The following is a 26,032-nucleotide window of genomic DNA, read 5'->3' as shown; positions in this document are numbered from 1 at the left end:
ACTCGATTTTTGAACTGGGTTTAGTTTGGTGTTGTCTTTTTTCCTGACTCATTGACCTGTTCCTTAAAGTAAATTTCCAATTCTCATGAATCAGGGGCTTGACATCTTACCGCTGGACTTTTCAACAGGTCTTAATATGTATTGGAGTCCAAATTCATTATATATTGAAAGGTCGCGATCTTTGGATATCGTGACGAATTGGTGGATCACAGCCGCAGAAAAAATAATTAAAGGTGGTTGAACAAAATGGAAGGAGATCAATGGATCATTTACACGAATTCTACCAAGAACAGATTTGTTAGTCCCCCGGTAAATGGAATCGTGAATGGAAATGTATCGGCCATCGGTCCGCTCCGAAATCATTAATTCAACATATACTGAGGCCTTACGCGGTTGTTGTCACTCCAAAGATAAAAATAGTAACGAGAAACCACTCTTTGTACAGAGTAGTCTCTCGATTTTCTATTTTACGGGAAAAGTCCAATTCGAGAGATGTGAAAAGAGTCGTTTCCACGATATCTATCCCTTGTGAAAATGAGACATAATAAATATACACTTATGGGGATCAGCAAGTATGAATCATATGAGAATATACTCAGAAAGCCATCGTTTGTACACTGGAGCATTGACTTTTGAATCAAACAAATCATGGGAGCTTTCGCCAAACTGGATGTTATCGCTAATTAAACGTTGCACATGAGGCTGCAAATCCCCAGGTACAAATAGCCCCAATGCCTGTACAGGATACTCTTTGCACCGCCTAATTGCCTTATAGAAAATCGGCAATTCATAAGGCATAGCGGAACCACATAATATTCGAATATTCGCTTTGACAAACTCCTCTTGTAGCAGCTTTTCCCCGAGAACGCCGCAGTCGATGACAATAAAGTTATAGTCTTTGTTCAACTCCTCTGTGAAGTAAAAATCCATTTGTTCAAATACATAGGCATTCCGGTCCTGTTCAGGTTGAAAAAGTTGTACAATATGGGCCAGATGTTTGCTGGTATTTGCCTCTACATAACAAGCCGTTCCACCATGGTTGTTAATCCAGCAGACCAGATTGAACGCCGTTGTTGTTACTCCTGTTCGACGGTCGCTTCCAGCAATAGCGATTCTAATATTGGTACAATCAAAACGATACTGCTCTTGTTGGTGCAGAGATAATCCATTAGTGGTTTGAGCAGGAGAGGGGGATATCTTGTATCTTTCCATACCGTTAGCAGAAAGACATTCCAAAATTTCAGATTGAATAACTTCGATTTCTTGTGCCGTCACAAGATCGGTAACACCCGATTGGATCAATTCTTTTGCAAATGAACTTTCGGTTTGTAACCCTTCGGCTATCACAATAACCCTGGCCTCATACATGATTTGAAAGGAGGCAATGGCTTTGACAAATTCCGCATCGTCCTCGAGAACGGCATCTCGATCAATTACAAAGTACTTGAAGTGGCTAAAATTCCGCATGTCTTTGATGACAAACTGCATAAGCGAAAAACGTCCAGTGAGCTTTTTGGCAATCAGATTGGTTTCCTTTTCAGCAAAATCCAGCAGATTTACTCTGTCTTTGCTTGTCAAATATAAAATCATCGCTTACACTCCCCTAAGCAAGAGCAATACCGTGCCTATGAGAACCAGGGCGATATAGAGGAATAATTCGATCAGCTTCTTCTTGCGTTCCATCGTTATCTTCCGCCTGCCTTTCCCATGTATGCAAACTTGTACTCAGGGATATCAAAATGAATGTGCAGCCGCTTGGAACCGATCATAAACAGGGCATGTCCTCGTTTCTTGCTTGCCAGTAATTCTTCTTCGGCATCCGTAAGATTGTAAAGCTCCCGCGTCTCTTGCAAGTTCTTCCCATCCGTTCCCATGATAATCTTCATGCAGGGAATATCCAGAAGCGCTTGCCCGTACATCTTCACTTCTGGAGCGAGAAAGTCCACGACGCTGTGTGAAATAATCGCTAAGCCGGCTTCATATTTCCGGGCACGTTTTTCCACATTTCGCAGGAAAACCAGGCTTTGGGGCACATTCGGGTCAATCATCAAGTAACATTCGTCACAGATGAGCAGCACCCGTTCCGTCCGGTTTTTGGACATTTGCTCCCAACACCAGGAGAGCAGGTTGAAATACTGGGTTCGTTTGATATTGTCGGATGTATTTTGCAGTGTATGAGTATCCAAGCAGATACAGCGGGAATGGGTTTCAATTGTGCTATGCCCGTTCCATAAAAAAGAATCCCCGCCGTTTGCTATATCATAGAGCAGCAGGGATAATTCTTTATAGACATCGTCTTCGAGTGTCGATTCCTTATGGCGGATTAATTGGAACAGATCGGAGAAGGTGGGGAAGTCGGTATTCTTTAATGTTGTAATATCGGTGGTCCAGGTAATGTTAAACTGGTTATACAATTCAATCAGGCACTGCTTAAGCACCGCTTTTTGCATCATAGTCAGGTCAGGAATGTAAAGATTAAAGAAGATTTCAAGATTTTTCAGGTGCAAGGCCATATCCGACATGCCATTACCTTCGTCCTTATAAAGCGGGTTTTCTTCCCCCTCTTCATCACGGGGAGCGGGGCGAATTTGCAAAGGGTTGATCATCCCGTTCGAGCCGCCGCCAGCGTTGATCCAATCGCCGTTTAAGCTCTGGCATAGTTCTTTGTACTCCGACTCCGGGTCGATGAAGATCAACTTCGTTCCCATAAAATACTCACTGAGAGCGATATGCTTCACGGCTGTCGATTTCCCTACGCCCGCCACACCCATTATGACGAAATTGGAGTTGGTGCGGTCATTGCCGCGATGCCAGGTATCAACAATAACGAGTCCGCCGTGACTGTCTTTAGCAAAATAGTAGCCGTTTTCGTCGCTAAAACCACTGCTGGCAAAGGGAAAGCCCCCTACAAACGTGCTCATCGGTATGATCCGATTGAGGATATTTTCAACCTGTTCGTTTCCGGGAAACGTGGGGGAGAGATGCTGAAATCCTTCCTTTTGCAAATTGGCCAATGTCCGAACTTTACATTTTAACATACTTAGTGTATTTTCCATCCTGCGGCACACACGGCTAAACCCCTTCTCGTCGTCAGCTAGCGGCATGACGGTGACATTCATAAGTCCGACGGTTTCTCCGTGCTGATCGATCTGGAGCATGATTCGCTCACCGTCATTTGCCGCTTTTTCCGCCCGCTGACGGGTGAGCGGATCCTTGGCGCTTTCCGCTGTGCCTCGATTCTGAATGATCGATTTGGAGATGGCCGAGATGAGGGCACTGTTGTCGGTGGGTTGATAGCCGATGGTGACGATGGTGCTCGGAATATTTGTGATTTTGGAGAGCCAGCCGATATCGACTTTTTGCGGATACTGAATCACCCCATATACCTTGGCGCTGTTTTCTCCGAGAACAAACCGATTGCGTTCAAACTCCAACCCGAGTGGAGTGATGACATTCAGCAACGAGGGATTCACAGACACTTCAATATGCTCTTTTCGTTTTTCCATCTATGGGTTCACTCCTTATTTGGAAAATATCCAGAAAGGACCGCCCGCGGCGGCATGTTGACGTGCTTCTTTCAAGAAAATGTCGAGGTCCCATTCTTGCTCGCTGCGTTTTTTGCTGGCCGGATCGGCAACCAATATTTTGCCTTCATCCGTCACGCCACGCAGTACGATGAAATGCCCGGAGGAAGTGAAGTGCCCTTTGCCCATAATGGCAATCACCAGTTTGCCGTCTGCCAAGGCATCGACAATTTTTTGTGCTTCCTTGGCGCTGCTGCCTTCCACTTGCAGGCCAAAGTGCTCGCCGCCTTCCGGGATCAGGCTATGGTAACTGCCGTTGCCTTCTGCATAGTAACCGTTTTGATATGCCCAATTTGCCATGGTGACCGGGTCGACCGTTTGGCCGGAAAGGGTGGATACCACCATGGCAAGTGAGGTTGGACCGCAACCGGCTACGCCAATCGTATCGCTGGTGCCGTACAATGTATTGGCCCAACGGGAATCCATTTGGTTGTAGTACACGACTTCGGTTTCTCCCGATTTCAGGATGACGCCCTCGTATTGCTGACCCAGGCTTTCCCGGTACCCGTCATCTGCTTCTTGCAACAGTTGGGTGAAACCGTAATCGGTTCTCATTTCCGTGACATAGGGCAATTCGTTGGCTTTAAACAGACTTCCGAGAAGTTGAAAGGGAGCAGTCAGGATTTGCAGAATCATGGCGATGAGGAGGAGAAAAGCGATGACAGGCGCAAGTACAAGCAGGAGGATTCGTTTGCGGGCCTGTTCATCGGTAGCTAATTTTGCAGCGATTTGCGCGATGACTTTGGCGGTACCTGGATCAACGACCATGTAAGACGCCTCCTTCCGTTAAAAAGGGAATGACCACCTCTTGATCGGCAGTTTCCAGATGGGTGTATCCCGGATTGTGAACCAGATTGCACAACCGTACAATGTCCTGCTGTTTCAGGATATAGGTCTGTACTTGGCAATCTTCAAAATGTTGAGCCATACGCTTAATGCGTTGAAGTGTTTCCCGTTCACCATCCGGTTCAACCCGATTCCAGACAGATATATAGAATTGGCGTTCAACGACTTCGCCGGAGAGGGCAAATGAATTCATCTCCAAAATTTCGTGTTTGAGCAGTTCTTTTTGTTTAGCGTCGTCGGTATTCAGCAGTGAGGATAATTGAGAGATAACGGGAGAAATATCTACGGGGCGGCTCACGGCGATAAACTTGAACGGGAACTGCACGGTGGAAAGTTCGGCGGTCAGCATATTGATAAAATGCTGCTTTTCGCTCTTGCTTAGCAGGTCAATACTCACAGGGGAGATTTTCAAAAAGCAAAGAACCAAACCATCCAAGGTGTATAAATAGTGTCCACGAATATCTTTCACGTTGATAAATTCGTGGGCTGTTTGTTGTTTTGTATCCAATGTCGCTTTCTTTTGTCGGCTGCTCATGTTGAGATAAAAAAAGACTGCACCCCCGCCTACAAGGCAGAGGAGCAGCATGATAATCGGTAGCAGCATGGTTGTACCGCCTTTCCGTACCTATTTATTTTTTGGGAGCGATATGCCAATCCGAGAACAGATTTTCCTTGATTTGAATTTGATCTGACACATTGACTTGCAACATTCCGTCGGGCGTCCAGGCATCGATAATTTCCGTATAGGGTTCATAGGTTCCATCAGGAAACCAAATCGGCGTAAAATGGACCCTCCGGTTATAGGTCGAGTATTTGTTCGGTTTCAGTTCAAAGGTTGCTTGATATCCTCCAGCGATTCGGTCATACAACCGCCAGTAAGTGGAATATTGGAATTCCGGGAAATAAGCGACGGCATGCTGCGCTCCGGTGATGTGAGAGGCAGGAGCAGTGGAAGCAAGAGAAGTGTTGACGCTCATCTGTATGCCGTACCCGGATTTCATCGTTTTACCTGAAGCGGTAGGCACTTTATCATCCGGCTTGACAGTATGGGTGGCCGATAAAGAAGCGATGTAGCTTGTCCAGTGATAATCCCACCAGCCTTGATCTTCCCAATGACCAAGATCTACCCAGTAACCGCCGCCATCCCCAGTACTGTGCCAAACCCAATTCGAAATCCAAACCCAGTTGGCATGCCAACTGGCCGACCAGACTCCCCAGGAAGCCGCTGTTTTCTGAGGCCGTTTAGGCAGGACCGGTATAGTGAAAGTATCGTTGCGATCCGTGGCGATGGGATTTGGCGGCGGATTCTGGTCAAGGTCTACAACGTTGGCCAGAATGGTATGCTGACTTAATCTCCCTTGGCTCGCACTCACATGAACGGTTACCATTTGGGGCGTACTTGGGGTACGCCATTTGAACCAGACAACCTGGCTGTCTCCTTCCGGAATGACAATGTCTGTTACGGTGTAGGAGCTGCCCATCACGGAGAAGGTGACTTGAGCTGGATCTTCGGGCGTAATCTGCTCTCCAGTTGATAGAAATACCGAGGTAATCACTTCGGTATCGGTCCGATATTCATATTCCGCATCACTTTCAACCGGAGGTGGAGGCGGGGGCGGCAATTCTTTGAACCGTACAATGCCGAGACCCAGCGAGGAAATAATCTGGGCATTGGTAACACGGCCATTGCTGGAGCCAGACCATGCGGGGAAACTAAGATCCGGCTTTTCCAGAAACATAGCGAGAGGCAAATTTTGATGAGTGAGACTGACCATTTTCGAACGTAATCCGCCGCTCAGGACTTGGTCATATAGCGCTGCTTCGTGAGCGGTCATACCTACTTTGGAGCCTTGGAATGTGAAATATGCGATTGGCTCAAGCAATAGGCGGTAGTTTCCGTCGGTGAGGGTGTCATAGTCCAAACCAGTATCGTTAGCGATCATTTTTATGGCACCTTCCGAACAGAAATATTGTTTAATCGCTTCAATGTTTACGGCGCCGCCAGAACTAATTATAGTTGGAATCGATGGAGATGGATTTTTATAATCGTAACCACCACTTGCCGGCCTCAAGTTAGCTCCGTTCCGGTATTGTATTTTGCTAACTTTGCCAAAATGCAATATACCTTGTGATGGTGTTTTGTTTGTGTAGTCTATTGAAGCGGAAACGGGCTTCTCATCATTTGCTCTAACCACTGTAACACGAACGCCATCATAACCGGGAGTCCACTTATTTTCTGAAGTTCCCGAGCCCATGTCTCCGCCACCATTATCAATATTTCCTTCCCCGTTAGCAAACGCCAATGGCGATATCAATGTGCACATGATGAGGAGACATAGGAAAATTAAGTAAAAACGCTTCATCGTCGGCCACCTCCCAAAAATAAAAAAGAGCACAGTTCGGCACTGTACTCTTCGCAGCTACTTTAAATGGATGTTCAATATTTAAAATTTATCAAAGTAGGGAAATATTAGTTCATTTCTCCTACCTGCTTGTTCCAATCTCCGTCAGACTCACTAACACTTCCATGATTATCCCCTGAGTTTTCTACCCATCCAAAGCCGGGAAACCATACCTGGCCTTTACTATTTTTATCGCCAGCTTTCGGTTCGCTTTCTTTTTTAGCTGGCTGTGTTTCCTTCTCGTCATAGACAGGAGGAGTAGATTTATCCTGTGTAGTTGTTTTCGGTTTAGGTTTTGGCGGTTCCGTTGGTTTAGGCGTTTCCTTTGGGGGCGTAATAGGAACTTTCACATCTTCTTTTTTCGTTTCCGGTTGTAGCACCGGAGAATCAGTTACGGTTGGTTGTTCTTTTATTTCAGGTATGACAACCGGTGAGGATGCGGGAGACGTAGACGGTTCTGGTTGAGGTTCTTTTATGTCCGCAATGTCATTGGACTGCCTTTCTTCCGTGTTCATAGTAACGGGAGATTCCGTAAGGTTCTCCAGGGTATTGTCTGCAGGTTTCTTTTCATCTTTACTTGGTGAACCGATTATGAAAACTGCCAAAAGCAGGAAGATAACGGATAATCCCGAGAGTAGAATCAGCGACTTAGCTTTGGGTTTGGAATTTGACATAGCTACTCATCTCCTTTTCTCAGAGTTCAGTATGACCAGATCATTCTCCTAAGATTATTGTACTGTATATATTTGTAAATCTCAATAAAACTGCGTTAGACAAATCATTTCAAAACTTTGGCGTATAGCCCGCTTTCACGGTCAAGGTGGATTTCATTGGGGGAAGGGTATGCCAGCCGAAGGAGAAGGGAACCTCAAGTGTAATCGTTCCTTCTGCCTCAAACTTCGGAACGGTACTGGGGGAAGCGGGAGCAAAGGGTGCGTTTTGAACAGAAATGTGGAGACCTGACACTGCAAATTCTTCTTCTGTACCGGCATACTTGATGTGTTTGTTGCCTTGTACGGTCAGCCCCAGTGTTTGATCCAGGCGAGCGTACACATCTCCGGTACTGAATTGTTCGCTCCACGTATCCGCGGCAGTTAAGGTGTAGCCGCCGGAATAGCCTTCTCTCAGCCCGTTATACACTTGCGCAAAGTTCTCCGTTGCGACCGCGATGATAGAGCTTTGGACCGCATCCCGAACACCAGAAGCGATAATGACGAGTCGCATGTACTCGAAGATGGCGCAGGAAATGATCAGGATTGCCAGTACGGCGGCAATGGCAAGCGGAAATCCGTTGCCGGATCTATTCCGAATCAGCTTCATTTCCAATAGACCTCCGATCTTCCTGTCGCCTTGGCAGTCAGGTCGATGGGGAAAGAACCGAAACTGCCGAACAGCCCGATGTTCATCCTTGCATGCAAGGTGACAGTGACTTCTTCGTTGATTTGCAAATTCCCTGTTTTGGACCAGGAAATGGTCGGATCAAGTCCGGTCTGGTTCTTTAACTGTATGGCGCGGCTGCTTGTTTCCTGACCTACCCTTCCGGCGATTTCCGCTTCTCTGACCAACTCGTCTGCAAAACGGTCAAGCTGGTTTTTAGCAATAAATACTGGGAACACTTTGATTGCCAACGCGATTCCAAGCATCACAACCAGAACGATTACCACGACATCGACATAACCCTCGCCACGTTTGCATCGTAGAACATACTGCATCCGTGCTCCCCCCCTTTCAAAACAGTTTGCCGAGGGCTTTCATAATTTCCATGCCAATGATGACCAGATACATGAGCAAAAAGCAGCCCAGCATGTAAAAGGAATATTTGCGGATTTTGCTGGGTCGCTTCATCGCGATCAGTTTGAGCCGCTGAATTTCCAGCAACTTGAAATCATGCGCCAGCATTTCAAAATAGACAGTACCCTGGTCGCCCCGTTGTACGGCCAAAAGGCCACGAACAATATCGGATAGCATGGTGCTGCCCATGCGGGTTTCCAGTCGGGTTAATGCGGTTTCGTAGTTACCGCTTTTCATATCGGCTATCGTGATTTCCAACTCGCTTGCCAAGCTTTCTCCGGCGTTTTTTCGATACGTTTCCAAAATAAGCAATACATCGCGGGTCGCCTTCAATTCCTGTGCAATGGTAGCGGCAAAACGGGGCAGTTCATACTCAATCTGCTCCCTTTTTTTACGGATGACCTGATCCGCAGACTGAATGTCTTTGAAATAGACACCAATTGCTAAAAACAGCAGCAGGGGAGAAAGCAAGGGGAGAATGAGCAAGCAGGGAAAGATCGACAGGGCGATCAAGCCGGACTTTACTATGGCCTTGGCATAGAATGCAGCAGGCGTCATGCGGATCCCGGCTGATTTCAATATGGCTTCGGTCTTTCTTCGTTTATAATCGCTAAGCCGAAGGAAGGGGGCCAGGCGAGCCGATAGCTCGGAAACAAGCGCTTCAAGAGGCTTGTTTTTTCGTTTAGACAGTTTGGACGCTTGCATGAGAACACCGGTATCCGCCCATGTAGGCAGTTGTAACCATTCTGCTGCCAAAAAATAAGCTCCGGCCGCAAATAGCAAACCGAAGCTCATAAGGATTCCGATCACAGGCTCACCTCCTTCATCGTTCAAATTCATCTTCTTCCCACACAGCGTCGTAGGAGTCAGAGCCGTTCTCCATAGCCCAATGGTTCTCATGCAGGGCATCCCGATCAAACGCAGAAACTTCGCTAACGCTCATACTTCCGGAACGGAGTATGATGCTTTCGTAATTCACTTTATCGTTAGAGGGTTGTGGCAATTGTCCCATTTCGGCCATGGAAGCGTAGGTTCCATTCGCAATGATTAAATGGTCCAACACCGAGATGTGCAGTGGAGCGAAGATCGAAACAAGATGTTCGGTCAGAATTCGGTCATTGATGCTGGGCCGAAGGGAACCGCCGGGGTGATTATGGGCCAGAATGATGGAAGCGCAGTCGCAGTTTAAAGCGGCTTTTAAAATCTCGCGAGGATAAACTTGGGCGAATCCGACGCTGCCTTCTGCCATCACGCGGGCTTCAATCAAATGGTTTCCATTGTCCAAAAATGCAACCATCAGTTTTTCCTTGTCTTTGACATAACCCAACTGTGCGGCAAAAAATCTTCCGGCATCGTCTGGAGAGCGAAACGGGCTCTTTCCCTGGCTTTCTTCAAACCGTAGCAATTTGTAGGAAACGAGAAATTCGTTCAACAATTGAAGTTTTTCAAGCTGGCGCGGCGTAGAACCAATCACATTGGGATGATCGAGGATATTGAACAGATTATGATTCTTTGCATATTGTTGCAGTTTGTGAGCTGAGATTCCGGTTAGTGCAGCAATCCCTTCAATAAAGTTGGAGGCATGGAGCGAGTTATAGGTTGGTGTCATAAGGGTACCCCCTATCTTGTGGAACAACCCCATTATTCTGATTGCATTCCTCCGTTAATTCCCCTGTTCCATAAAGGACAAGCCGTACGGCATGTAACTTGCTTCGCGTTTCTTCGGGCAGGTCCAACTCATCCAGACGTTGAAAAAAGCCCCGTGTTCCGTATCGTTCCAGCCCCTGTTGAATGAGGGCAGCGATGGGAGTAGAAGGGAAGAGCAGTTGTTCCAGAATGGTAGCAGTTCGTTGAAGTGTGGTATCCATATCACTAGAATGTGGTACTGTCATGTCAGTTCCTCCTTGTAAGTAAGGATTATCTCTTATACTCGATCGGTCGGGTTAATCGAATGACCGCAGCTAGGGAGATGAACAGGGTGAAAGCACAGAGAGCCAGTACGAATTTGCCCGCCGCTGTGTCAACGAGCGTGTGAAACCAGTCTTTGTTAAGGAAATACAGCAGCGGAATATTCCCGATCAGAAGCAGCGCCATCGTAATGAATTCCTTTAACGGTTCGTAAAGCAGAAAATCCAATTCAGCAGAGACGACGCGCATATCGGACAGTTTGGAAATAATCGGGGGAAGCGTCGTTTTGAGCGTGACGTCTTCCTGACAAGCCATAACCGCATCGCACCATTCCTGAAAGACACTATTGTTGATTTTGCCTTTGAGCTCTGTTAACGCTTGTTGCAGATTGGAGTTAATCAGCTTGGACTGGGCCAGAAAGGACAGAAACACATCCGATACGGGGGGATTCAAATAACCGACGTTTTCCTCTACGGCTGATAGTATATTTTCGCTGCGTAAGTAAGAGGTGGTGATGACCGATAGAGCGGTTTCCAGTTCGGCATTCAGACGCTTTTTGTAAAAGCTTGCGCTGAACAGCACAAGCCAAAAAGGAAGGAGGGCAAAACCTATTGCGAGAACCGGCACCATAAACAAATTGCCAAAAGCCAGGGCCAATAGAGCGCCAACGATAAAGAGAGCGAGGGAAGAAATACAGACCTTTCCAAAGGATTCTTTCCTTCCCGTTTGCTCCAGCATCGTTTTGACTTCATGAATCGTCAGCCGGATGCCTTTTATCTTTTTCGGATTCTGTACGGCTTTGATTTTTTTTCGCAAGGAAGGATTCTTTCGGAGAGGTATGTGTCCGGCAACTTCGCGTACCCATTCTGCGGGATTCAACTTCAGAACAAGGAAGGAACCGGCAACGAGGCCCATAAAGGCCATGACGAGCAGTACGATCATGCGGATTCGCCCCCCATCATTTGTTGCAGCAGATGGAGCGGCATCCCGTTTTCGAGCAGCCGTTTTTGTAAACTTGGCGATATATTTTGTACCTTTTCATACGCTCCGCTAATCCGAATTTTCCCGTTCTCCATCGTATTGGAGGCCACGGTATAGCGAAAAAGCGTACGGATATTCCGGCTTCCATCCGGCAAAATTTCGCATTCAGTGATTTCCATTACCTTGCGGGAGTTGTCCTCCAGTTTCTTGGCAAACATCACGATCGGGAACGCCTCCGTAACAAGGTTATACAAAGTTTGGTCGCTCATATCGTATTTTTGTTTACAGAGCGTAACCATCCGGTAATAGGTGGCGATGCAGGAATTGGCATGTGTCGTCGTGATTACCGCATGTCCGGTACGGGCTGCTTCTTGCGCGGCGAAGGCTTCCGCTGATTTCATCTCCCCGACACAGATGATATCCGGGTTGGCGGTAAGCGCATATTCGAGCAACTTCTCCTGATCTATATTTTGCCGGCTGTCTTCGCTGTAACGGGTAACGGTATGAACGACGTTATTTAGGACCTGCCCGTTTTCATCTTCCACGACGAGATCGAACTCACGGGTGCCATTTTCGATCGTAAAAATTCGCTTGTCATAGGGAATGGTTGACAACATCCAGCTCATCAAGGTCGTTTTTCCACTACCGGTGGCTCCGGTTACGCAGATGGACAAACCGTAGCGAAGGCACAGACTTACAAAATCGAGCATTTCCTCCGTAGCCGTTCCGTTGCGGATAAAATCCTGTTTCCCCAATTTTTGCGGGTTAATAATTCGTATGGATGCCGCTACACCTTTATCTGGATCGGTAATCGGTGCGCCGAAAACCGTAATCCGAATGTTGTTGGCCAGATGCCCCCGGACAATGGGTTGCGAATGATCGAGGATCATCCCCGATCTGTAGAGCAGGCGTCTGACTACGTCGACGGCATGTTCCGGAGAGGTAAACTGTTCGGATGCCGGGAGGATGCGTCCATCCGTGTAGGTGATTTTGACATCCTTATATCCGTTAATATTGATTTCCTCTACATCATGGGAAAACAAATACGGGGTAAGGAAGGAAAACTCAGCCATTTCCGCATATAACCGTTCCACCAATTCGTCGAAAGAAAGTCCGTCTACACTCAAGCGATAATCCATGACATATTTGGTGGTATAAGAAATGATCTGTTGTTTTTGTTCCTCGGCATTTCGGGAGATAAGCGTGGCGTATTTGCCGGAGAGATATTCTTGTACCTCTTTCAGCACTTCGGAAAATGGCTTTTTGTTACTGTTTGCCGGATAGAATAACGTTGAGCCTTTCATGACCGCACTCCTTTGAGCTTTTCTGTCAAGCGCTGGATAAATGATTGCTTCTCTGCTTTCGGAGGATGATCCATAAAGCGTCCGGCTAATTTTTGAATGGCACTCAGGTAAGAACGGGCTTCCTTTCCTTCGCAAGCGTCCAATAACCGAGCCGAAGCTGCTTGTTGTTCCACGATAGAGACAAAAGGCAGCAGGTGATGGATGCCGCCAAATACGTTGCTGTATTGAACGCTGTCCTGCTTTGCTTTCACGTTGGAAAGAAGATGCAGATGGCGATCCGCATGAAATCTGGAATCACCAAGCAGCGGTAAATGGGATGTAAAATAACTCAGGCTTTTCAGCGTGCATTCGTATACTCGCAAAACCTGATCAGCGACTTCAAGCGCGGCTACGGATAATGGATCGGTAGACAACAAGCTGGAGCAATCCACGATGACAATATCTGCAAGGTGCCGGGCCAAGGTGAAGAAATCAAACGCTCTTTCCTTGGTATAGCTGGCATAGGTAAAGGCGTTATCGCCATGAACATAGCCGATGAACGCCAGATGATCAAAAGGTTTACAAGGGACAAGATGCTGCAAAATATGTTCTTGCGATAACGAAGGAAGGCTTAACAGCTTGCCCAATGATTTTTCTTTGGCATGGGCATCCGGTAAAAGGGTAGGGATGGAAGGGCATAACGCATCACAGAGGATAACCAGAACATTGATCTGCTTAGAAGCTAATTCCCGAGCCAGTTTTATGGACGTTACCGTTTTTCCGCTGCCAGGACTGCCCCATATGGCAATGATTTGGTGATTATTCATCGTTAGCCTCCTTATCCGGATCCGGATTGGACTTTTTGGCGAGATAATCGTCTTGTTTTGCAATAAAATCTTGAGCAGTGGCCTGATCTCCCCGGTATACGAGAGCAGCATGAAGTTGGCCTTTGACCTCCATATCGGCCAGAAGCTGCGCTTGTATCGGCTGCACCAGCAGCGTCAGCGTAGAAGGCAACTGTTGCTTGTCATCGTCGGATTTTTTTTGAGTGGACTGTGCGTCTTTGTCCATTCCGCTGCTTGTCGTTACCGCAAGCACTTCGACATATTGCAGTTCCGGCGGCATGGTCGTCGTTCTCATTTCTCCGTAATCGGAAGCGATCAGGGTGATAATGTCCCCGGCTTGCAGTTTGCCCGACAGACCCGCTGCAAAGCTTTTGATACTGATCGATATCGCTTGCTTGCTTCCGTCTAAATGGTTCAGGTAGGCGAATTCTGCGAGCGGAACGGCGGATAATTTCGTTGAGAGAATGTAGTCTCCTTTTTGCAAGGCCGCTGTGGCATACTGTCCTGCGACCGAATCCAACGATGTCATCACATGGGATGGCAAGTTATATGCCCCAACCTGAACGACCTCCAGCTTTTCCCTTGTAATCTGTTCGCCTTTTTCAATGTCACGCGTAACTCTGACGATTTCCGTTTGCGCCCGCAATGCTTGATGAAACAGAGGAGTTAATCCGAAACAAATGAGAAGGGAAAGAGCGATACATCCAATCCCCAGTACGGTGCGATTTTTAAACCATTGCATTCGCATTCCTCCTAAATCCGATGTATGATCCAAAAAGCAATGATGCCGCCTACAGCCAAAAACGGTGCAAGCGGCATCGCCGTATTTCGACAAAGTTTGAAACCGGTTGTGACAGATTGAAACAACCATCCGATTAAAGCCAGCGAAAGTCCGAGAATGGTCTGCAGGATTCCCCCGGAGACCCCTAAAACAAATCCACACGCCGCCATCAGTTTGATGTCCCCACCGCCGATCTTCCCACGGGTTAAGATTGCCGCTGTAAAAAATGGGAGGCCGGTGGCGAATAAACCCAATAGGGCAGGGAGCAGGGAGACGTGAATCAAACCGATGAAGAAAATACCCGCTGGAAGCACATCCGGGATTTCCCGTTTTCGGATATCGGAAATACTGGCCCATACAAGTAGGCAGGCAAAGAGGACTCCTTTCACGATCCACATGATTTGAAACTCCTTTATGGCTTGTCAGGCCATTCATTCATCGCGATATACGGGTATTTTTTCTGACCTTTAGCGAAGCGGATCATCTGTTTCATTTGATCCAGCACCGATAAATTCATGCGGTCTTTTGTGGTCATCATGACGGAAGCTGAAACCCCAATCAGAAAGGTAACGACGGTCAAAGATACGTTTCGACCGAAAACCCAGAGCAGGAAGGCAACAAACCCTGCTCCGAGAGAACCGATAACCGATTGGAAGAGTTGCTTGCGACCGAATCCGGGAAACAACTCGGTTTCCGATTTTACACCCATGGGGATATAGAGGGTTTGAAGATTGTCTTCCATAAAAACCTCCTGTTTTGATGCATCAATAAAACGCCTGTCATTCGGGCGCTTGAGTGATCGACCATCATCGCTTATTGATAGTAAAACAATATAATCTCTTTAATCTGCCAAATACTTTCGGCCAGCACATAAAACAGAATCACATTACGGGTACGCTTTTTATACTGTGCGCTTTCCTCATCCGCCCCTGATAAGCGAACCATGCAATAGATGAACCGGGCGACGCAGCCCAAACGAATCAGCAGGATGATCGCTTGAGCCAGTTCGTCCACCGTAACCAATGGACATCACCCCGTTTTCATCAACATTTTGCGCGCCATACCGACTAGTCTGACGGAATGATACACATTGTTGACCACTCCACCGTTGCCGCCTGTCGTAATCAGGAAGTCGGACAAGAAGCGCGGTGTGCGAATCGCGAGTATCATGCAGGCAAGACCCCAAAAGATGTGCATATTTAACATTAATCCGACGCCCAGCTTGGCCAACGTGATTTGAACGACGACAGCCAACGTTGATTGGACAAACTTTTGGGAGTAGGCTTTAAACACCCCTTTATCGTTGTCCAGCAGCCCAACGCAAGCGAGAGGCACCCCAATGCGCAAAATTAAAATTTCCAGCCCGCGCATTAAAAATTGAAAGTAAAGGATGAAATAACAGACGATGAAGATCAGCCCGAAAATGGCTGTTACAAGCCCCAAAGAGCTAATCCCGCTGACCCAGGCATTCCAGTCGTAATTCGTCGATTGGCCAAGGACAATGAGCAGCTTGTCTGTTAATTCCTCGACGATCTGGCCCAGCCATAGATAAATTGTCGGGAAACAAATGGCTACGGCCATCGCTTTGAAAAAATTGGTAAGCAGTGACAGCGGTTCTTCGTCAGGATCTCCATCGGACCACATGACATAGATTTCAAATCCTTTTTTCAGAAACTTCAAAATGATGAGGGAAACCCCGAAGCCGAACAAAATATCGAACAGCGAATCCGCGATATTTCCGCCTGACAGGACGGTCATAGAGCGTTCGGCGTACAGGGTCATCGGAATAATATCTTTCAGCAACGTATCGATGTACATCAAGGCACCATTCAGGATGGCTACGATCAGCAGCACTAAGATAGCTTCCAGTTTCCTCAACTCCTTCCCGCAGGAACGGCCTAAAAAGATTAGCCGTTCCCGCCAAAGGCTATCCGTTATCCTTTGTAATTGAACATATCCCGAATCCGTTCGGTCAAGGTCGGTAAAATCGTTCCGCTAAAGAGAAAATACAATCCGGCCAGCACTAAAGCGCCAATAACGACAGCCATCAAAATCTTCACGGCAGTATCTACAAAACCTTCGCCGCGGCGGTCTGCAATGACCGCTTTTACCAGAAGAATAGGTTGCATTGAATGTTCCTTTACTCTTTTCAGCCACTTTTTCATATGCTTTACCCTCCAATAATGTTGTAAATTTCATCAAAAAAGTCCGCCTTCGAGGCGGAGACGGTTTACTTGTAGTAGCCGATAATGACGTTCAGTGTCGCGGAACCAAGCACGGCTCCGATACAGGAAACAACAGCAACGACGATGCGGTTGTTCCATTTCTTCTGGTCCATTTCATCCGCTGCGGAACGGCGAATACAGAAATAGATGATAAGCAGACCGGAAACCACGGGCGCGAGGATCATCAGCCAGGTCGTGACATCTCCAATCAACTTCTCCGTTCCCTTTACAATTTTGCTGTTTTGGATATCCGATGCATAAGCAGATGGGGTCAGCCATAAGCTTGTGCCCAACGCAAAAAGAGCCATTCTGCTGTAGCGAATGGCTCTGTGTACATATCTCTTCATTTCAAGGCAGACCTCCTATTCCGAATTAGGTCCGAAAAATCCGTTACCTCCCGCTGTTTCTTGGAGTCGTTTTTCTTCCAGTTGTCTGGCGATGTCTTTCTGATAATAAATCCAGATATTCCACAGTTTCACCTCCTTTCGCGTATCGGTCCGAACCGGTCGCTTTCGTTCCCGTTCTTCCCGAACCTGACGATTATGCTCCTTATCGCCCAACCCCAGCATGGCGTTAAAAGCCCATTCGCTTAGGTCGGGTGAAAACATCATCGCGGGGTGGGTTCGAGAAATGACAATTTGGTACGGTCGGGCGACGCGGCGCACCTCGTCTACGGTCAACAGTTTGCGCTCCATCAGGTTCATGCTGTGCGACGTGCTGGGCGTGGAATATTTTCCGTGAGAAGCGGAGAGCTGGTAACTGGAAGTGGTGTACGTTCCCAGCTTTTCGCTGACTTCTCGCAGCGTCTCCAGATCGTCCGCCTGCAAATAAATCCAGGTTTGACAATTCGATTTGATCGTGCTGGCTGCATGGTCGTCATACTTTTCCTTGAGTTGTTCAAAGCTTTGCAAGAAAAGATTGAAGCGCATGCCGCGCCCGCCGCCTACCGTCAACTTGTTTGTAAAATCGGCAATCGGTGTAAAGTTGCCGAATTCGTCCAGGATGAAGTTTACGCGCCGTTTCAGTCTGCCGCCGCGTTTATCAGCTTCCGCTGTCAGCAACTCATACAACTGCGATACCATGAGGGAGGCAACAGGATAGAAGGTGGTTTTTTCGTCTGGCAAAATGATAAACAGCGCCCGTTTCTTCTCACCCAATTCGGTTAACGAAAAGTCGCTCTTATGGGTAATGGCATAGATCGATTTGGACGTGAAGAGCCGCAATGTCGTCAAGGCTGAAGTATAAAAACTTCCTTTGGTACGGGAAGGCGCGATGTCGGAAATACTGAGCAAGGCTCTGGCCGGATGGGTAGGCGGAAGCCGCTTGATGTAATCCTGCATTGGCGTTTTGTTCCCGATTGGACGGTTCATCTCGGCCAAAAACCAATAGACGTTAGTCAAGTTCTGGTATTCCGGGCGCTTGGCATTGTCCCACACCACACTTAAAATCGTGGCGGCGATGACGGACATTTCTCCGTTCGTCCAGATTTTTTCTCCCTGGGATTTACCAACGAGTACGTTAGTCATATCCCACGCGAGCATTTCCGCTTCTTCCTGATCTCCACGAAGGACAGCATCAATGATCGGTTGGAGCAGATTGTAATGATGGCTTTTTTCTGGCGTGCGGAAATCCAGTGCATACACTTCGTAATTTAATTTTTTCAAAAATTCGTTAGTATAATGATACAACTCGGCCTTCGGGTCGGAGATGACCAGCGATTCTCCTGCAAGACCCAGCGTACAGATGGATTGCAGCACGACCGTTCTCGATTTTCCGCTGCGAGTTGCGCCGAGGCAAAGCGTGTGCACATCGTCTTGGAGGCAATAGATGCGTTCTTTCCCACGCAGTTTGTTCATGCCCAGTACGATGCCGCCTTGGGAAAAGGGTAGAGGGGTAGCAGATCCGGTATCAATCTTCGGGATGTTCTTCGGATGAGGTTGCATGAGTGGTTTCCTCCTTATCGCGTTGGTAAAATTCCAAATCGTCGTAACCGGTTGCGATGAGTTCTCGGATCAGCGGATGCTTGAGATCCAATACGAGCGTATCAAAAGCGGACTGCTTCTCCGGTTCCGTCAACCATCTGGAAGAACCGTGTTGATGCTGTCCAACCGGAACCGGCGTTTCGATTTGCGGAGTGATGCGACTCATTTCGCTTTGGTACGGGCGGCGATTCGTAAAAAAGAACATCGCGGACACAACGCCGATCATCCCTTGCAAGCATAAAAAAAGCAGCAAATGTTGTTTGCTGGCGACGAGACTTGCGATACATTCCGCAAAAGGAGTGAAGGCAAGCGTATGGGATTTCCCTGATAAGATGCCGTGCAAGGCGGTGGTAAAGTACAGATTAAAGAACGCTCCAACGACAAAGAGGATCAAACAGATGAACACTTTAGGCTTGGTTTTCACAACTCGTACTCTCCGCTCGGCTCAAAAAAATCGTCGGCCTCCAGTTCCGTTTCATACGGCAAGGAAGGTTCGGCAATCTGTTCGTTGGTGGGAAGCGGAGAGCCGATTTCCTGTTCCAACTGAGCTTGCAAAAATAAACCTTTAGGAGCAGGCAGGTCTCGAATCCATCCCCATTCGTCCACATGACGGTTATGAAAATCGACGTAATCGGGGAAATCCTCGCATAGCGTATGCACCAGACTATCCTCGTCGATAATCAGTTCGAGCACTTGCGGATGCGATGCCGACAATTCGTAGAGGGGGATGGCACAGTTCGCATCAAGTGCATAAAACAAATAGTCTCCCTCGGTAACAGCCTGCTGCCTTGCCATGTCAGATAGGAAAAGATCGCCAATGGTTTGATGGACGGCTAAGGCAGCTTTGCCTTCGCTTTCAATTAAGCCGATCCCATTGTGGATGGCGGCTGTCTTGGTAATGTCCCCCCAAGGCGAAGTCTGCGGTTCTTCCAGTGTTCCGAAATATTCGGGAACAAAAAAGGGGCCTTCCTTTTCTAATTGTTCCGGCGTTCCGTATTTCTCTTTAAAATCGGAGTCCGTGATCAGGTCTTTTTGCAGCAGTTCGTAGGCCGGAATCATGCTTTTTTGGTCATCCTCGTAATGCAAATACCCGTCTTTTTCGTTGCCAAGCGTAACGGCTCTCGGACTTAGCAACTCTTCTGCATGTTCAGTAGGAATGACGATCCCGCTTTTATACTCGGCCACAATTTCATAAACATGAAGGGCGATTTCGGTGCAGGTTATGATGTTCCCCCAGAGGGAGCTTTCCGGTCTTGCGCTTGCCAAGGCAAATCCCTCCTTGTAACGACTGCTTTAGTAAAGTGGTTAGGAACAGGAAGACTAATCTCCGATTTCCATCTCTTCGGCCAGCAGTTCATCTTCATGTTGAAACTCGAGTTCGAACTCCAGATGAATTTCCCGATCCTTTAATGCCGGCATAAGTTCCTCAATCCGTTCAATGATGGTTTCTGCTCGTTCGAACTGTTCGACCGTTTTATCGTTGGGCGTAATCATGAATTTGATCAGTTCGGAATGGATCAGGACCAGTTCTTCTTCACTAAACAGCTTTTTTTCATCTACGAGTCCACTCCGTACTGCGAAGTTTTCCAATGCTTCTTCTTTATTGTAAAAATACTGCCGCTGCACTGGTGTTCCGTTTTCCGGGGAAAGACGATACGTGGAGAACACATACTCAAACATTGGATGATGCTTGCAAGCCAAGATCACATCGTTGTATTCGCTCAGCTTATAGACGCCGTTAGCGATTTTAGTGTCTTTATCCGTGTAAGGTTTTTCCACGCAGATGCCAGCTTGCAATGCCGATTGTCTGGCCAAATCGTGAATCGCGCTCATGAGCCGGTCCGGCACGGACACGAATGGGTTTTTCTCAATCGTGTCCATCCGGGTGTAGAAGGCGACGAGCTGCTCTTTGAAATACAAATCTGCCAAATAATCGGCAGATGTGGAACGTTTCACTTCAAAGCCTTGTTTGGTCAATGCTTCAAAAAACTTCTTGTAAAACTCCGTCTTGCTTTTCAAATTGCCATCTCCTTTCGATAAACGGACCGTTTTAGCGTTCGTTATCCAATTCGGGGTCAAGTTCAGGTTGCTGAACCGCTTGGGAAACTGGGGTGATCGTCTCAATTTGTCGTATTAATCGGTCAATTTCTTGCTTTTCTGAGTAGTCCAGATTGACATCATGGAAACTCGAATAAAGCAACGCGGAATAGAGAAGGGAAAGCTGTTCCTTACTGAATAATTTTCGTTCATCCACAAGCCCGCTGCGTTGGATAAAATCTTCTTTCGCCTGCTCGTATTCATTTCGATAAAAATAGTGGCCCAGCGTTACACCCGTTTGATCGAAATTGACTTGCCAGGTCACAAAACGAAAATGGCCGTTTCCGTCATATCGGGCAGCTAATAGATGTTGGTTGTATTGAAGAATTTTTTTGTAACTGTTCACGCCGGACCATTCCAGATGTGGAGCCTGGCGGTAAGCTTGTTCCATCTCCCAAATTTTTTGCGATGACACCGGGAATTCGGCGGGCAGGCGTGGTGTCTCGATCAGCAGGGTAATGAACTGCGCCGTCCTCTTGAATGTATGCAATCGGTCGATTATCATGGAGCACGGTTAGGGGAAAGTGATCTTCAGGTTTTAATTCCAAGCCCAAAGGAGAAAGCTGGACTTGCAATACTTCTTTCATACGTTCATTGATTTCCATAAGAACAACGCTCCTTGGGATGGTTCGAAGGAACCTGCTGAGCCGTGCGTTTTGTTTCCGGGTTCTTTTTTTCTTTCCTTGAACGTGGATGATTTCGCGGAGTCTGCCGCATCATTCGTTCGTACTGCTGATGTTTGCCATCGGTAAATAGCATGAGATCATTCCTTTCTTCAATAAAATGAAAAGCCATTTCGTAAACAAAGGGTTTCATTATCCACAAAATATTCACCGATTATGCACAGGTTTATCCACAATGGTGGATAGAGAATATTATGGATGTTATCTTTCTAAACCCTTGTCCCGATTTTTTAAAAACCATTCCTTTTTGGCTTGTTTGGATAATTCCGTTCTCATTGCTTTTGCTTTGTCATCGTAGTCTATATTGCCGTTCATGATCAGACTTTCCAGCATATCAAGGATGCCAACCAGAAGCTGTTCGGCCAGGTATTGTCGCCGTATCCTATGGTTTTGTTCCATGGATACTTCCCGTTCCATTTTGATCAGCGTGCGGATCGTTCCCAAAATACGGTTGGCGATTCGCTTTTTCGCTTCGGTCAGATACTTCTCACGGTACGTAGAGACATGTTCCGGATCGGTATCATACAGCATGGCGAGTTGGAGTTTGACTTGAACATAATCCTCTACCATTTGTTCGAGATAGGGATTGGTTTGCATCAGTTCCTGTACGATCTCATCCAGCATGACTTTTACAGTAGGGGGGAGGAGTTGATAAGCAAGTCTTCCGGTTTTCGGCATGTTTGCGCGGAAATGAACCAGCTTATCGGCAAGCGCAGCTACATGGCTTTGCTGAAAAAGGTGGTGTTTCGGCAATCGGTGTAGGGAATCTTCGTCCTCGTTCATAAAGCGCCTGTGGAAAAGCTTGAACGATTTCGGATCCAGGTTCTTGATATACGACTCAAATTCATTCACCATGCGATCGGTGATTTCCGTGATACCGGATTTGTACTGATCCCGCAAAGCGCAAAATTGTTTGATCTTGTAAGCAAAGGTGTCTTTGATCAATTGCTTGCGTATGCGATTGGGAATCTCGGGGTGGGTAAAGTTTTTCAGGATGTCCTGTTGTCGATCCCAAAAGACGACATGAAGATGTGGATGCTCCTTCTCATTATGGACAGCGGCGGCCCAACAGAGGTTCTTTCCTTTTATGTGATTTTGGGCGGCGATGGTGGAGATATGTTGTTCAATATACTGTTGCCAAGCCTTCTGATTAGTAAGGCCCAGTTCCAGCGTCGTATCCCGTTTGAATGAAATGATGCTGCGGTACATGTTCCTTTTTTGCCGGGACAGGTCTCTGGCCAGACGAGCCACTTCCTGCCAAGAGGAAAATTCCTGTAAGTCACCGGGGCGCAGCTTGCCAAACAATCCATGATTCAAGCCTTCATTTTTTACCGCGCCTGGACGGGTTGCAATATATCCGATATGGCAGTAATTGCTTTTGGCCGTTTTCGGGTGGTTGGGATGAAAGAAACGTTGCTTATAGATCAGGATCGACATCGGAGTCTCCCCCACGCAGGTGGTCGATGCTCTGTTCCAACATATCCCCCGATAAAAACAGCTTTTCTGCATCGGTAAGCTTCATTTTGACGTAGTCCACCGCAAGCCGCCGCGCTTTCTTCTCGATCTCCCGAAAGGTCGTATACCGATTCGTATCAATCAGGTCGGCGATAATCGCGATGGTAGAAAAGTAAGAGGCGGCCGACATGATTAAGTCCTTGCTGGCGAGTCCGGCCAGCCGGTTGCTTAATCCGTCTATAGCGATTTTGATCTCCTGGCGGATGATGGCTGTGATAAAATCGATCTCCTCAGTATAGGCCTCCACTGACATGCCTTTTTGGATAAACGCCCGCACAATATCCGCCATGCTCAAATGCTTGGAAGCGGCGTATTTTTTTAATGCATCATATTGTTTCTTAGGCAGCTTGACGGTGATCTGCACCGTTTTCTCTGCGCGTGCCAAAGGCAGCACCTCACTCTTGGGGGTTATCCGCGAAGCGACATGCGATTTTCGGGGGAACCCCCGTAAAAATGTCGGTGAAAGCTCTGCTTTCACGCTGTTTTTTCGCAAAATGACATTTTGCTATTCCTGCCTTTACACCAAAAACAGAGGGGGTCCCCTCTGTTTTTGGTCCGGCAGTTCCCTTATACAATGGAAAAAAGGTCTAATGCTCATACTCGCATTCCTCCTCTCTGATGGCTTGTTCTGCTTCATATTTCGCTTGGCGTATGGCTGTCAGGTCCTCGTTGAAGTTTTTGCGGAACGGTTTCTCAATCGATGTCTGGTAGCCTTGATCGTTGTACTTTTGAGCAAATTTAAAGGCAGCCTCTTGTCCCCAATTGGGTGCAGGGCTGCCGTCGCGAAACGTTGCGTTATGGTCGTTATCTAGGCAAAAGATGATTTCGTTTATGCGGTGATACTGGAGAAATCGTTCCAAGGCAAGGTCGGATAAGCAACCAAGAGATATGCGATGATCGGCTTTCCAATCCTGGCCTTTCAATTTTGCAAGCGTAGCATGACTCATAGCGTCAATGGGACTTTCGCAAACATAAACTTTTTGACTGCTGCCAACGATGTGAAAGGGATAGCTCTTGTCCGAATGTTCCCGATCCTGCTTAAAAGGACGTTCCGGCCTGGTGCCGCGCAGGGAGCAATATTTCGGTGTTCCATCCGTATCGTAAGCGATAAAGACACAATTCCCTGTTTTGTCTTGCTGATATAGCTTTTTCTCATGCATCAGACGGGATACGATCTCCGGCTCAATGCCCCGGACATGAATGAGATACCAGGCCACACGCCGATAATTGGGGGCTTTTGTCGGCAGAAGGAGATGCCCTCGTTCTTTAGGAGCGGAAGAAGGGATATGCTGTGGCAGCGAGGTTTCTAATAGAAAAGCAACGGCTTCTTTAAAGTCCATGCGCCAGAATTGCATGACGAAGTCGATAGGACCGCCATGGGTGTCGGTGGAGAAGTGATAGTACTTGTTGCTATCCCGGAAAAAGTAAAGGCCGCCGCTTTGCTTTGCATGAAGCGCGCGGCGGCCGCCGTTTTCAAGGACATACCCGTTGGATTTGGCAAATTCGATTAGGTCAATGCTATTGGCTTGGGCAATTTGATCTTTGGTAAAGAGTAAGCCTTGCGCCATTTTCAACGCCTCCATTTCGTTGTTATCCTTTGGTGTAAGCGATATAATAAAGGAAAGAACAGATTGGGGTGGATACGATTGAATTCCGATGAACGCCAGGAGACCATACACCAGCGTCACGATACTTCGTATCGCTTCCTGCTTTCCAGCAAGAAACTGTTTGTGGAATTACTCCGTTCTTTTGTTCATAAAGGGTGGGTACAAAGCATAGATGAAACCAATGTACAAGAAATTCCGCATTCGTTCGTACTTCAAGATTTCAAGCGCAAGGAAGCAGATTTGGTTTATCGAGTTCAGTTGAACGGGCAGGAAGTCGTATTTTATTTGCTATTGGAAATGCAGTCAAAAGTGGACTTCCAAATGCCTTACCGTCTGTTGTTATACCAAGTGGAGATTTGGCGATACTTGTTGAATGACGAGAAAAAAGCCCGAGCCAATAGAAAATCTTTCCGGCTCCCACCTATTGTGCCGATCGTATTGTATAATGGGAAACAACGATGGACAGCCCATCGCCAGTTTCGAAAGCTGCTGGGCAATGAAGAGATGTTTGGCCGAGAATTGCTGGATTTTGAATATTTACTAATTGATGTTGCCCGTTATACGGAAGATGAATTGCTCTCTTTATCGAATACCATTGGTTCAGTTTTTTTGCTCGATCAAACGGAAAATCAGGGGCAATTGTTGGAACGACTCGGCAAGTTGATGCATACGATTCAACAATTGCCGGAAGACAGCCAGCAGAAATTCGTGGCATGGATGGCCAACATCCTCCTGCAAAAACTTCCGGAGAATGAATCGCATTTGCAAGAGTTTATTCAAAGCGTGAAAGGAGACGTGTCAGTTATGGGTTTAGAAAAGGTCCTGGATGATATTGAACGTAAAGGCGAACGTAAAGGTGAACAAAAAGCCAAAGAAGAAGTAGCAAAACGTATGATTGACTTGGGAGTAGACGTTTCGGTCATTACCGCTGCCACGGGTTTCTCCCCTGATAAGATAGACAAGTTGCGAGAAAAATCAATATGATTTCATTTTGGTGGGCCGTTCGCAATGGACGGCTCTTTATTGTATATTAAATGAGTAACACTTGTCCGAACGAAGGAGGCGAGTCGTTATGGGGCTGGAAAATGTTCTGGAAGATATTGAACGTAAAGGCGAACAAAAAGCCAAAGAAGAAATAACCAAGAACATGATTGACATGGGCTTGGAAATCTCTATCATAGCAAGGGTAACAGGATTCTCACCAGATTTAATTGAGCAAATGTGCAGGACTCATTATCGTAATGGCCACGCTAAACTAAAGTGATCATTTAGACAAGGTGTTCCTTAAGTCTCCTGTCGAGTCATATGAATAGTCTGCTGGACAATGGACGATAAAACAAAAACCAACAAGCCCTAATAAGGAAGCTTGTTGGTTTTTGCTACACATTATAGAATTTATAAAATTTTGGGGTGGGCAGGGCTTCCGCCTCGTTTTTGTTTTTGGTAAGGTTAGGATATGGAGACGAACGTGCTAAAACGAATCTTCTTTGATGAACATGGAC

Annotated in this window: 31 protein-coding genes; 2 read left to right on the top strand and 29 right to left on the bottom strand. The window is 47.0% G+C overall.

The window, feature by feature from the left end; translation table 11 throughout:
* Positions 1-579: 579 nt before the first annotated feature.
* The 29 genes from KQI79_RS27850 to KQI79_RS24710 all read right to left on the bottom strand — a co-directional run bounded on the left by KQI79_RS27850 (position 580) and on the right by KQI79_RS24710 (position 24,506).
* Positions 580-1,590, bottom strand: a complete 1,011-nt coding sequence (locus tag KQI79_RS27850) for a hypothetical protein (RefSeq protein WP_253298400.1) — start codon at positions 1,588-1,590, stop codon at positions 580-582.
* 95 nt (positions 1,591-1,685) lie between these two features.
* Positions 1,686-3,506 carry a VirB4 family type IV secretion system protein gene (locus tag KQI79_RS24845; RefSeq protein WP_216541022.1) on the bottom strand — a complete coding sequence of 607 codons (1,821 nt, stop codon included), beginning with the start codon at positions 3,504-3,506 and terminating at the stop codon, positions 1,686-1,688.
* 15 nt (positions 3,507-3,521) lie between these two features.
* A complete protein-coding gene (locus KQI79_RS24840; protein ID WP_253298399.1) occupies positions 3,522-4,352 on the bottom strand; it encodes a C39 family peptidase in 831 nt (276 codons plus the stop codon).
* Positions 4,342-5,034, bottom strand: a complete 693-nt coding sequence (locus KQI79_RS24835) for a TraC-like domain-containing protein (RefSeq protein WP_216541020.1) — start codon at positions 5,032-5,034, stop codon at positions 4,342-4,344. Before KQI79_RS24835 ends, KQI79_RS24840 begins: the two co-directional genes overlap by 11 nt.
* 25 nt (positions 5,035-5,059) lie before the next feature.
* A complete protein-coding gene (locus tag KQI79_RS24830; RefSeq protein ID WP_216541019.1) occupies positions 5,060-6,793 on the bottom strand; it encodes a DUF8193 domain-containing protein in 1,734 nt (577 codons plus the stop codon).
* A gap of 107 nt (positions 6,794-6,900) precedes the next feature.
* Entirely contained in the window at positions 6,901-7,506 is a 606-nt protein-coding gene (locus tag KQI79_RS24825) for a DUF6550 family protein (RefSeq protein ID WP_216541018.1), read from the bottom strand.
* Between the two features lie 109 nt (positions 7,507-7,615).
* Positions 7,616-8,152, bottom strand: coding sequence for a hypothetical protein (locus KQI79_RS24820; RefSeq protein WP_216541017.1), 537 nt, complete (start codon positions 8,150-8,152; stop codon positions 7,616-7,618).
* Positions 8,149-8,544, bottom strand: a complete 396-nt coding sequence (locus KQI79_RS24815) for a DUF4320 family protein (protein WP_216541016.1) — start codon at positions 8,542-8,544, stop codon at positions 8,149-8,151. The genes KQI79_RS24820 and KQI79_RS24815 overlap by 4 nt, the downstream gene beginning before the upstream one ends.
* Positions 8,545-8,560: 16 nt before the next feature.
* Positions 8,561-9,433 (bottom strand): secretion protein F, encoded by an 873-nt coding sequence (locus KQI79_RS24810; RefSeq protein WP_216541015.1) that lies wholly within the window; start codon positions 9,431-9,433, stop codon positions 8,561-8,563.
* A gap of 13 nt (positions 9,434-9,446) precedes the next feature.
* Positions 9,447-10,232, bottom strand: coding sequence for a JAB domain-containing protein (locus tag KQI79_RS24805; protein WP_216541013.1), 786 nt, complete (start codon positions 10,230-10,232; stop codon positions 9,447-9,449).
* The gene (locus KQI79_RS24800) at positions 10,216-10,515 is read right to left on the bottom strand and encodes a hypothetical protein (protein WP_216541012.1); all 300 of its coding nucleotides are present in this window, start codon (positions 10,513-10,515) and stop codon (positions 10,216-10,218) included. Before KQI79_RS24800 ends, KQI79_RS24805 begins: the two co-directional genes overlap by 17 nt.
* A gap of 25 nt (positions 10,516-10,540) precedes the next feature.
* Positions 10,541-11,473, bottom strand: coding sequence for a hypothetical protein (locus KQI79_RS24795; RefSeq protein ID WP_216541011.1), 933 nt, complete (start codon positions 11,471-11,473; stop codon positions 10,541-10,543).
* Positions 11,470-12,816, bottom strand: a complete 1,347-nt coding sequence (locus KQI79_RS24790) for a CpaF/VirB11 family protein (RefSeq protein ID WP_216541010.1) — start codon at positions 12,814-12,816, stop codon at positions 11,470-11,472. Before KQI79_RS24790 ends, KQI79_RS24795 begins: the two co-directional genes overlap by 4 nt.
* A complete protein-coding gene (locus tag KQI79_RS24785; RefSeq protein WP_216541009.1) occupies positions 12,813-13,622 on the bottom strand; it encodes an AAA family ATPase in 810 nt (269 codons plus the stop codon). The genes KQI79_RS24790 and KQI79_RS24785 overlap by 4 nt, the downstream gene beginning before the upstream one ends.
* The gene (cpaB, locus tag KQI79_RS24780) at positions 13,615-14,382 is read right to left on the bottom strand and encodes a Flp pilus assembly protein CpaB (protein ID WP_216541007.1); all 768 of its coding nucleotides are present in this window, start codon (positions 14,380-14,382) and stop codon (positions 13,615-13,617) included. The genes KQI79_RS24785 and cpaB overlap by 8 nt, the downstream gene beginning before the upstream one ends.
* Positions 14,383-14,393: 11 nt before the next feature.
* Positions 14,394-14,819 carry a prepilin peptidase gene (locus KQI79_RS24775; RefSeq protein WP_216541006.1) on the bottom strand — a complete coding sequence of 142 codons (426 nt, stop codon included), beginning with the start codon at positions 14,817-14,819 and terminating at the stop codon, positions 14,394-14,396.
* Positions 14,820-14,833: 14 nt separating this feature from the next.
* Positions 14,834-15,163 (bottom strand): hypothetical protein, encoded by a 330-nt coding sequence (locus KQI79_RS24770; protein ID WP_216541005.1) that lies wholly within the window; start codon positions 15,161-15,163, stop codon positions 14,834-14,836.
* Between the two features lie 71 nt (positions 15,164-15,234).
* The gene (locus KQI79_RS24765; protein WP_367398241.1) at positions 15,235-15,435 is read right to left on the bottom strand and encodes a mercury transporter; all 201 of its coding nucleotides are present in this window, start codon (positions 15,433-15,435) and stop codon (positions 15,235-15,237) included.
* 15 nt (positions 15,436-15,450) lie between these two features.
* Entirely contained in the window at positions 15,451-16,299 is an 849-nt protein-coding gene (locus KQI79_RS24760) for a conjugal transfer protein TrbL family protein (protein WP_253298398.1), read from the bottom strand.
* 56 nt (positions 16,300-16,355) lie between these two features.
* On the bottom strand, positions 16,356-16,586 hold the full coding sequence (locus KQI79_RS24755; protein ID WP_216541002.1) for a DUF6133 family protein: 231 nt from the start codon (positions 16,584-16,586) through the stop codon (positions 16,356-16,358).
* Positions 16,587-16,651: 65 nt separating this feature from the next.
* A complete protein-coding gene (locus KQI79_RS24750; RefSeq protein ID WP_253298397.1) occupies positions 16,652-16,993 on the bottom strand; it encodes an Mbov_0395 family pilin-like conjugal transfer protein in 342 nt (113 codons plus the stop codon).
* A 15-nt stretch (positions 16,994-17,008) separates the two neighbouring features.
* The gene (locus KQI79_RS24745; protein WP_216541001.1) at positions 17,009-18,589 is read right to left on the bottom strand and encodes a VirD4-like conjugal transfer protein, CD1115 family; all 1,581 of its coding nucleotides are present in this window, start codon (positions 18,587-18,589) and stop codon (positions 17,009-17,011) included.
* A complete protein-coding gene (locus tag KQI79_RS24740) occupies positions 18,555-19,052 on the bottom strand; it encodes a hypothetical protein (protein ID WP_216541000.1) in 498 nt (165 codons plus the stop codon). The genes KQI79_RS24745 and KQI79_RS24740 overlap by 35 nt, the downstream gene beginning before the upstream one ends.
* Entirely contained in the window at positions 19,049-19,894 is an 846-nt protein-coding gene (locus KQI79_RS24735) for a hypothetical protein (protein WP_216540998.1), read from the bottom strand. Before KQI79_RS24735 ends, KQI79_RS24740 begins: the two co-directional genes overlap by 4 nt.
* 54 nt (positions 19,895-19,948) lie before the next feature.
* Positions 19,949-20,647, bottom strand: coding sequence for a hypothetical protein (locus tag KQI79_RS24730; protein ID WP_216540997.1), 699 nt, complete (start codon positions 20,645-20,647; stop codon positions 19,949-19,951).
* Positions 20,648-20,678: 31 nt separating this feature from the next.
* Positions 20,679-21,215 carry a hypothetical protein gene (locus KQI79_RS24725; protein ID WP_216540995.1) on the bottom strand — a complete coding sequence of 179 codons (537 nt, stop codon included), beginning with the start codon at positions 21,213-21,215 and terminating at the stop codon, positions 20,679-20,681.
* Positions 21,216-21,609: 394 nt separating this feature from the next.
* Positions 21,610-22,845, bottom strand: a complete 1,236-nt coding sequence (gene mobP3 / locus KQI79_RS24720; protein WP_216540993.1) for a MobP3 family relaxase — start codon at positions 22,843-22,845, stop codon at positions 21,610-21,612.
* Positions 22,826-23,308: a hypothetical protein gene (locus KQI79_RS24715; RefSeq protein WP_216540991.1), complete on the bottom strand. Its 483-nt coding sequence runs from the start codon at positions 23,306-23,308 to the stop codon at positions 22,826-22,828. The genes mobP3 and KQI79_RS24715 overlap by 20 nt, the downstream gene beginning before the upstream one ends.
* Before the next feature lie 202 nt (positions 23,309-23,510).
* Positions 23,511-24,506: a DUF3991 and TOPRIM domain-containing protein gene (locus tag KQI79_RS24710; protein WP_216540990.1), complete on the bottom strand. Its 996-nt coding sequence runs from the start codon at positions 24,504-24,506 to the stop codon at positions 23,511-23,513.
* Positions 24,507-24,569: 63 nt separating this feature from the next.
* Here KQI79_RS24710 and KQI79_RS24705 point away from each other — a divergent pair, with 63 nt between their 5' ends.
* Positions 24,570-25,514 carry an Rpn family recombination-promoting nuclease/putative transposase gene (locus KQI79_RS24705; protein ID WP_216540988.1) on the top strand — a complete coding sequence of 315 codons (945 nt, stop codon included), beginning with the start codon at positions 24,570-24,572 and terminating at the stop codon, positions 25,512-25,514.
* Positions 25,515-25,602: 88 nt separating this feature from the next.
* Positions 25,603-25,794 (top strand): phage tail assembly protein, encoded by a 192-nt coding sequence (locus KQI79_RS24700; protein ID WP_216540986.1) that lies wholly within the window; start codon positions 25,603-25,605, stop codon positions 25,792-25,794.
* The last annotated feature ends 238 nt before the right edge of the window (positions 25,795-26,032 follow it).

Source organism: Paenibacillus sp. MSJ-34 (assembly GCF_018918005.1).
Lineage (GTDB): Bacteria > Bacillota > Bacilli > Paenibacillales > Paenibacillaceae > MSJ-34.
The sequence above is the reverse complement of the archived record's forward strand: the minus strand, read 5'-3'. Positions and strand labels throughout refer to the sequence as shown.